This is a genomic window from Oleiphilus sp. HI0128 (assembly GCF_001635365.1).
The window spans coordinates 1-843 of record NZ_LWGG01000623.1 but is presented as its reverse complement, the minus strand read 5'-3'; the positions used below and the strand labels follow the sequence as shown (position 1 = coordinate 843).

At 46.9% G+C, this 843-nt stretch carries 1 pseudogene; it reads right to left on the bottom strand.

From position 1 onward, the window contains the following. Positions 1–843 (bottom strand): annotated as a pseudogene (locus A3763_RS07870) (alpha-D-glucose phosphate-specific phosphoglucomutase); the annotation flags it as partial.

Sequence of the window (843 nt, the reverse complement as noted above, 5' to 3'; positions counted from 1 at the left end):
AGTGATTTGGGTTTAACAAGCCAGAGCTTCGAGTCACAATGCCATGACGGTCGTAATCAGGATCGTTGCCAAAGGCGACATCATATTGGTCTTTTAATTCAATCAACTGACCCATGGCATAAGGTGAGGAACAATCCATACGAATTTTGCCGTCTTTATCAACACGCATAAACGAAAAGCTTGGATCAACCCGCTTATTGACTAACTCCAGGTTCAAACCATAATGCTCGGCAATCGGCTCCCAGTAAGCAATACCACTCCCGCCCATTGGGTCAACACCTATACGCAAGCCGCTTTTGGAAATGGCAGACATATCAACCACAGATTCCAGGTCCTTCACGTAGGGCATGACAAAATCAATTTCTTGCGTACTGCTAGCTGCCAAAGCCTGCGAATAAGAAACCTTTTTTACTTTTTCCATACCTTGAGCTAAAAGTTCATTCGCACGTGCCTGAATCAGGTTAGTAACATCGGTATCTGCAGGCCCACCATGAGGAGGGTTATATTTAAAGCCTCCATCTTGAGGAGGGTTATGGGATGGCGTAATCACCACACCGTCGGCAAGTCCCTGGGTGCGCCCTTGGTTATGACTAAGAATGGCGTGAGAGATAACTGGAGTAGGCGTATAGCCACCGCCCTGCTGAATGCGCACTTCGACATCTTGCGCCGCAAAGACTTCAAGCGCACTAATTAATGCAGGTTCCGACAAGGCGTGGGTATCTTTACCCAAAAATAAAGTACCACTAATATTTTGAGCCTGGCGATATTCACATAAAGCTTGGCAAATAGCCCAGATATGATGTTCGTTGAAGCTACAATTCAGCGCTGTCCCGCGATGGCCAG